The following is a 6,908-nucleotide window of genomic DNA, read 5'->3' on the forward strand; positions in this document are numbered from 1 at the left end:
TATAAAAATAAACCAAAATTACATCAAACCAATCAATAACATAAACAATAGTCATGTATTCCAAGCCCCCCTGAATATTTTTATAGAAAAAGAAAATATCCAAGGGGTGTTGCAAATGGTTCAAACTTCACAGCCGAAGCGCAATTACCGGACAGAAACAATCAAGCTTCCCCAGGGCTATAAAATAGAGGCAGTCGAAACGAATATTACTACACCGATTGGGCTGACCATTACAGACCGCAATGAACTCATCATCGCTGATGCAGGAATTATCTCTGGTGGGGGAAAAATCTACCGCCTGACTACTAACGGTCCTCAGCTTATAGCTGATGACTTTAATACGCCATTAACAGGAGTAACCTTCTATAAGGGGTATCTTTACGTGGCGCACCGCAGTGTAATTACCCGCGTGAGTCTTGATGGAAAAAAGCTGGACATTATTATCGGATTGCCAAGCTATGGTGACCATCACAATAATCGGGTTGTCTTTGGTCAGGACGGCAAGATGTATTTTGGTCAGGGGACCGCCACTAATACTGGTGTGGTCGGAGAAGATAATCACTGGCTAAAAAAGTATCCTTTTTTTCATGATTATCCAGGAACCTACATTCAAGTAACAGGTAAGAACTTTAAAACAAGAAATCTCTTAACGGACGCCGCCAATGATTCAGTGCAGACAGGCCCTTTCTCACCATTTGGGATGCCAGTTTATCCAAATGAGTATATTAAGGGCTTCGTTAAAGCAAGCGGCAGTATTCTACGAGCTAATCCGGACGGCTCTGAGCTAGAGCTGTTTGCTTGGGGACTGCGAAATCCGTTTGGCATTAAATTTGACCGTTTCAATCAGCTGTTCTGTTCAAATCATGGCATGGATGTCAGGGGAAGCAGACCTGTTGCCGAGTCCCCCGATGAATTCCAATGGGTCAGACAGGGAATGTGGTATGGCTGGCCGGATTACACTGGCGGTCTCCCCGTTACGAATCCAATGTTTAAGCCGGAAGGGAAGAAGCAGCCGACATTTTTGCTGACTCGGCATCCTATGACACCACCAAAACCAATCGCTGTATTTACCTCGCATTCAGCGACCATGGGTTTTGATTTTAACTATAATCCATCGTTTGGTCCGACAAATGAGGCCTATATTGCCGAATTTGGCAGTGAAGCTCCGGAAACAACCGGAGGAAAACTAACCCCAGGGGTGGGGCATCGCGTTTCCAGAATCAATACGAGTACTGGTAAGATCACTGCTTTTGCGATTAATTCCAGCGGTTTGCCAGCATCACAAACGGATGGGTCAGGCCTGGAACGACCCATTGATGTTGTTTTCGGGTATAATGGAGAAATGTATATTGTTGATTTTGGCTACCGAAAGCCGCCTGGAAGCGGGGAAGGCTATCTCCCAAATACAGGAGTTCTATGGAAAGTGACAAAGCAATCTTAACCCATTTATGGCACTAACTGGCATGAAATCAGTCTTAGAACTGACCTTGCAATGACGAAAAAAGGAGTATTAATCATAATGAATGTTGTAACAAATATTTCTATACCTGCCATTTTAGAGATTAGTAAAGGAGCAGTCTTTACCCTCGAACGAATTTTAAAACAACACGATTTTAAAAATGTCCTCTTCTTATTTGACGATTTTACTTTTCATAACTTTAGAGAAGATATTCTGAAATCCATTACCTTTGCGAAAATAGAAGCAGTGCTGATGCCGGCAGATTTGGACATTCTTGACCTGATTAAAAGAGCATTTGAGCTGCCTCGTTTTGATGCCGTGATTGCCATGGGCGGGGGGATGGTGATTGATTATGGAAAATATATGGCTTTTACCCGACGCAGCCCATTTTTAAGTATTCCTACCTCCGCCTCAAATGATGGTTTCGCCAGCAGCAATTGCTCGCTTCTAGTGGAAAAAAAGAAAACAACCGTGCCGGCCAAAGTTCCGTATGGAATTATTGCTGATCTAGAAATTATCCAAAATGTTCCGGACCGTTTTATCCTCGCGGGTATTGGCGATTTAATGTCTAATATTACTGCACTCGTGGATTGGGAGTTCGAAGAAAAACATGGGGTTGATCAAGTCAATCATTTCGCCTATATGCTTAGTAAAAAGGCAGTCAATAGCTTTATTAGAACCCCGATGATAGATATCCGTGATCCCATCCTTCTAAAAGAATTAATTAGCTCCCTGACAATGGGCGGGATCTCTTCGGTGATTAGCGGGAACAGCGCACCGATCAGCGGGGCAGAACACCTGATTTCTCATGCTCTTGATAAAATCTCCCAAAAACCGGCCATGCATGGAATGCAAGTGGGTGTTGCTACTTATCTTATGGCAAAAGTGCAGGATCATCGTGTTGAACGAATGGTGAAGGTTTTTACACGAACTGGTTTTTTTGATTATGTAAAAGGAATTGGCTTGAAAAAGGATGAATTTGTACAAGCAGTTGAAATGGCACCAACCATAAAACCGAGTCGATATACATATTTGCATGATGAAGACTACCGGAAAAAAGCTCTTGAACTAATTGAAGAGGATGATTTCTTAAAATCCATATTGATGTAATAGCTAAAAACACGGGACTAATCCCGTGTTTTTAGCTGCAATCCTTTTTGATAATAGTCCGACATGATTTCCTCCGGAACCATGTTTCCTCCGGTTCCCCAAACAATGTGTATGCTTTTTAGGGGTAAATCGCCTTTTTCTTTGCATAATTTAATAGGACCAATCATACCAGCAAGGGCGGAAGGCTCTAAATAAATTTCCTCTGTATCAGCCAGTTCCTTTAGCAGCTTATATAGCTCATCATCACTAATGGTATAACAACCGCTTAAAAAAGGTTCAATTGTTTTGCCTACAAACCCTGAGGGTCTTCCCACTGCTAGTCCATCTGCTTCCGTTATATTATCGATCCCAATATCTTGGACAGAGATTTGATCATGAAGCCCTGTCATTAATCCTAGTAACATGCACGGGGAATGGGTAGGTTCAGCAAAGAAACAGTGTACATGGTCTTGGAACATTAACTTCAGGCCGAAAGCGATGCCTCCAGGGCCGCCCCCAACTCCACATGGAAGGTAAACAAATAGCGGATGGTGTTCATCAATGGTAATCCCCAAGTCTTCAAGTTGTCTTTTTAAACGAGATGCTGAAACAGCATAACCTAAAAAGAGGTTGCGGGAATTTTCATCATCGACAAAGTAACAAGACGCATCAGCGTCTGCTTGAATTCGCCCTTGCTCAACAGCTTTACTATAATCCTCCTTGTACTCAATGACCCTTACTCCTTTACTTCGAAGCAGATCCTTTTTCCATTGTTTTGCATCCGCCGACATATGAACCCTTACCTTAAAGCCCAACTTCGCACTAATGATGCCAATACTAAGTCCTAAGTTTCCAGTTGAACCAACTGCGATAGTATATTGCGAGAAGAATTGGCGGAACTTAGCGTGATCTAAAATAGAATAATCATCTTGAGGCGTTAACAGTCCATGTTGAAGCGCCAAATCCTCAGCATGCTTAAGAACCTCATAAATTCCGCCCCTTGCTTTGATTGAGCCTGATATGGGAAGGTGACTATCACATTTTAATAATAGCTCTCCTAGTATGGTCTGCTGGTAATCCTGTTCCAGAGACTGTTTCATAGAAGGAATGTTTATTAAAGGAGATTCAATCAAACCATTCATATCCTGTGTTTCCGGAAAAACTTTGGCTATATAGGGAGCAAACCGTTTAAGACGCGCCTCTGCATCCCAAACATCTTCTTGTGAAAGAAGGGATTTATTGATGGCTGATTCAAATGTCTCCAATTTAGGATTGAACCAGAAGACTTCCTCTAGGGAAATGAGTTTATTTAGTAAAGGATGATCCATCTCCTTCATTCTTTATCCTCCGATTATTATAAATTTGTTGTGTGGCTATCTAAATTGTAGATTATTTTTACAACATTTGTATATGATCATGATAAAATAATTTAGGGTGATGTCATTGTGGGGAAGATGATAAAATTTTTCTTCTTATTTATGTTATTATTACTTATCTTTAATGGATGTAGTTCGAGCACGGAAAGCAACCTTAACAAAGATCTATTCAAATATAAAAACTCTTATGTTGGCGATAATGGAGCTGTAGGAAATATCACTAGACAATTGCCAAGTCCTGAAGGTGAAGGGATAAATGGATTAGAACTTAAAACAGAAGAGAAACCCTATGGTATTATAGTAAATTATAAAAATATACAAACAAATGAGAAGACAGAAAAAAATTATGAAAAGACTGCATTATATAATGCAACGTTTATATTTGCCTTAGTCAAAAATGCAGATTGGGTTCAATTTAACTTTGTAGAAAAAGAATATAAAGTAACTAGAGAAGAATTGCAAAAGTGGTATGGAAAAGATGTAAGGGAATTTGAAAACGAAGATGAACTTAGCAAGTTTACCAAGGGAAATTTAACAGATAAAAATAAAGTGAAACTTTTTTTCAATTAACGGTCCTAGCCGGAAGAAAGCGCACAGATTTTGCTAGCTGTGCGCTTTTCTATTAGTTTTGGTCAGCTTGTTGCAGGAAATCTTCAGTAGACATGACATTTGCATATATTCCATTAAGGGCACTAACAAACGCATGATGGACCTGATCAGCAGGAACGACTTTATTTTTAAATGATAAGTCTCTAGTCGCACAGGCATCTTCAATAAGGGTACATTCAAAACCAAGATCCTTTGCGGCTCTGACTGTGGCATCAATGCACATATGCGTCATCATCCCGCAGATTACTAGTTTTGTGATTCCTTTGTTTCTTAATTGCTGTTCTAAATCAGTAGTATGAAAGCTGTTTGGTCTATGTTTAATAACAATGCTTTCATGCTTCAATGGTAAAACTGCTTCATTTATATGGGCACCTTCCGTTTCTGGAAGAAAGAAGGTTGCTCCTTCTTGAATGGAGATATGCTGAATATGGAAAATAGGCTTGCTTTTCTGTCTAAACCAGTTAAGAATCTTGCTTGCATGCTCAGCTGCCTTTACAGGGCTGCTTAATTCCATCCTTCCATTTGGAAAATAATCATTTTGAATATCAATTAATAGTAAAGCTGTGCTCATTTTTTTCACCTCATCAAAAAATTTATGATTATAATAAAATCATAAATGATCCCTTTATTTTTTTCGATACTCTGATGAAACCCTTTTAGATCAATTCATTTCATGGTGAAAGGAAATAATATGGAACTTGATAAAATTGATTTTCAGATTCTCAGATTGTTATCCCAAAATTCACGTATTCAATGGAAGGAGTTAGGTGAACAGATTCATATGACCGGGCAGGCGGTGGGAAACCGAATAAAGAAACTTGAGGAAAATGGTGTCATTAAGTCCTACTCTATTATTGTCGATGAGATGAAATTAGGACTGGCCTTTACAGCTTTTGTGATTATTCATATGAAAACAGCCAATCATGTATCATTTAGACAGTTTATCCAAGAACATCATGAGATCGTGGAAGCCCACCGGATATCTGGGGGTGGATGCTATCATTTAAAAATTAAGGTTCAATCCCAAGAGCAATTAAACCAGTTTCTTGATCAACTGCTCGAACATGGTAACTATAGTTTAAATTTATCAATACAAGAAATTAAACAACAAAATCCGTTGACTGCTACATGACTAAAATCTTTATGAAGTTAAATGCTTAATGGGCATTTAACTTCTCAAGCTGATCCTTCATTGCCTCTTACAGGTTGATTTTCTTTCTTTTGGTTTATGATTAATTATTCGCAGTCATAAGAAATTCCTTCTTATTGAAATGATCGTTAGTCCAGTATAAAAAAACCTAGCTTTTTAGGCTAGGCTTTAGCGGTCTCCACCGTTTTCGACACAGCAGAAGAATCATAACAATTTTATAAATCTATTCCTCCAGTCCTCAGCAAGGGCATCAACCGTCAATATCTTTTCAATTGATGCATTATCTTCTTTTTGGTGAAAAAGAATTTGTGTAGCAAATGATACGGATATTTCTTTTGGGTGTTTTTCCAAAAGAGTTATTTCCGAATCCAACATAATAGTTCCCTCTTCCAAAACCCGAAAGAAGTAGCCAGTTAGGGTCGTTTCAATCACTTTCTTTAAAAGTTGCTTTTCATCGTTATAATTGGAAATCTTAGCACAAGGTACTCTCCCTTGTGTAATTTGAAGAATAGTATCCCCCAATTTATATATGTCTCCAATACAAACCTGTTCTTCCGTCATGCCTGTTGCAGTAATATTTTCCCCAAAAGCAGGTAGAATCAGCTTTTTTTGAAATAGCCCTTCCCAATAAGAGTAATGCTCGAATGGATACAAACATACTACACGGTCTGGTCCACCGTGAAATTGGTGATTTGCAACATCATCACCAACAATGCTAGATTTCTCTACCTTAAAGGATGTTACTGTCGACTTACCTATTCCGGAAAATTCCTTTTTATGATTCCAATCGTATTCCTTTGGTTTTCCAACAGCTAAATTAATAATTTTTCGATTCAATTTGAATTTACCTCACTTCTACAGAACTCCAAAATCAATATGTAATTTAAATTGTATTATATTAGTGTCACTTGAAAAGGTACAATTTTAATAAAAACATTGGGGTCAGGAAAAGGGTTAATATACTTGAAAGAACGTGGAGGAACGTTCTTATAGTATAGGGTGCTTGAGCTATATATGGGTTACGGCAATGATCGCTGCGACATTCTTTTTCTTGTTGAGCTAAAGGTTAGTTCAAGAAAAAAATGTTAAAATAAGGGCAATAATTGCTTGAAAGGTGGGAAGAAATGAACACCATTTTTGATGATTTTTTAGAGCTAAAAGAAATATTAAACTCATTCAATGGACTCCAACAAAAATGGTTACTAACCTAACTGACCTTGATTGG

7 protein-coding genes are annotated in these 6,908 nt (G+C 38.7%); 4 read left to right on the forward strand and 3 right to left on the reverse strand.

The window, feature by feature from the left end; translation table 11 throughout:
- Positions 1 to 115 precede the first annotated feature (115 nt).
- Together V7083_RS21070 and V7083_RS21075 are read left to right on the forward strand one after the other, a co-directional pair.
- Complete coding sequence (locus V7083_RS21070) at positions 116 to 1,441, forward strand: PQQ-dependent sugar dehydrogenase (protein ID WP_335481672.1); 1,326 nt, start codon at positions 116 to 118, stop codon at positions 1,439 to 1,441.
- A 75-nt stretch (positions 1,442 to 1,516) separates the two neighbouring features.
- Positions 1,517 to 2,569, forward strand: a complete 1,053-nt coding sequence (locus tag V7083_RS21075; RefSeq protein WP_335481686.1) for an iron-containing alcohol dehydrogenase family protein — start codon at positions 1,517 to 1,519, stop codon at positions 2,567 to 2,569.
- Between the two features lie 17 nt (positions 2,570 to 2,586).
- On the opposite strand, the gene V7083_RS21080 is transcribed toward V7083_RS21075, so the two are convergent.
- Complete coding sequence (locus tag V7083_RS21080; protein WP_335481675.1) at positions 2,587 to 3,885, reverse strand: D-serine ammonia-lyase; 1,299 nt, start codon at positions 3,883 to 3,885, stop codon at positions 2,587 to 2,589.
- Positions 3,886 to 4,002: 117 nt separating this feature from the next.
- Between V7083_RS21080 and V7083_RS21085 the strand changes: the two genes are divergently transcribed.
- The gene (locus V7083_RS21085; protein WP_335481689.1) at positions 4,003 to 4,494 is read left to right on the forward strand and encodes a DUF4825 domain-containing protein; all 492 of its coding nucleotides are present in this window, start codon (positions 4,003 to 4,005) and stop codon (positions 4,492 to 4,494) included.
- A 52-nt stretch (positions 4,495 to 4,546) separates the two neighbouring features.
- Here V7083_RS21085 and V7083_RS21090 read toward each other — a convergent pair whose 3' ends face one another.
- The gene (locus V7083_RS21090; protein ID WP_335481677.1) at positions 4,547 to 5,104 is read right to left on the reverse strand and encodes a cysteine hydrolase family protein; all 558 of its coding nucleotides are present in this window, start codon (positions 5,102 to 5,104) and stop codon (positions 4,547 to 4,549) included.
- Between the two features lie 120 nt (positions 5,105 to 5,224).
- On the opposite strand from V7083_RS21090, the gene V7083_RS21095 reads away from it, so the two are divergent.
- The gene (locus V7083_RS21095; protein WP_335481680.1) at positions 5,225 to 5,665 is read left to right on the forward strand and encodes an Lrp/AsnC family transcriptional regulator; all 441 of its coding nucleotides are present in this window, start codon (positions 5,225 to 5,227) and stop codon (positions 5,663 to 5,665) included.
- Positions 5,666 to 5,887: 222 nt separating this feature from the next.
- On the opposite strand, the gene V7083_RS21100 is transcribed toward V7083_RS21095, so the two are convergent.
- Complete coding sequence (locus tag V7083_RS21100; RefSeq protein WP_335481683.1) at positions 5,888 to 6,520, reverse strand: MOSC domain-containing protein; 633 nt, start codon at positions 6,518 to 6,520, stop codon at positions 5,888 to 5,890.
- Between the last annotated feature and the right edge of the window lie 388 nt (positions 6,521 to 6,908).

Origin of the sequence: Bacillus sp. JJ1764 (assembly GCF_036962145.1) — a bacterium.
In the GTDB taxonomy this organism is placed as follows: Bacteria; Bacillota; Bacilli; order Bacillales; family Cytobacillaceae; genus Neobacillus.

Excerpts from the sequence above, each read along its gene's own strand:
- V7083_RS21085 (WP_335481689.1), top strand. The coding sequence starts at position 4,003 with ATGATAAAATTTTTCTTCTTATTTATGTTATTATTACTTATCTTTAAT.
- V7083_RS21070 (WP_335481672.1), top strand. The coding sequence starts at position 116 with ATGGTTCAAACTTCACAGCCGAAGCGCAATTACCGGACAGAAACAATC.
- V7083_RS21095 (WP_335481680.1), top strand. The coding sequence starts at position 5,225 with ATGGAACTTGATAAAATTGATTTTCAGATTCTCAGATTGTTATCCCAA.
- V7083_RS21090 (WP_335481677.1), bottom strand. The coding sequence starts at position 5,104 with ATGAGCACAGCTTTACTATTAATTGATATTCAAAATGATTATTTTCCA.
- V7083_RS21080 (WP_335481675.1), bottom strand. The coding sequence starts at position 3,885 with ATGAAGGAGATGGATCATCCTTTACTAAATAAACTCATTTCCCTAGAG.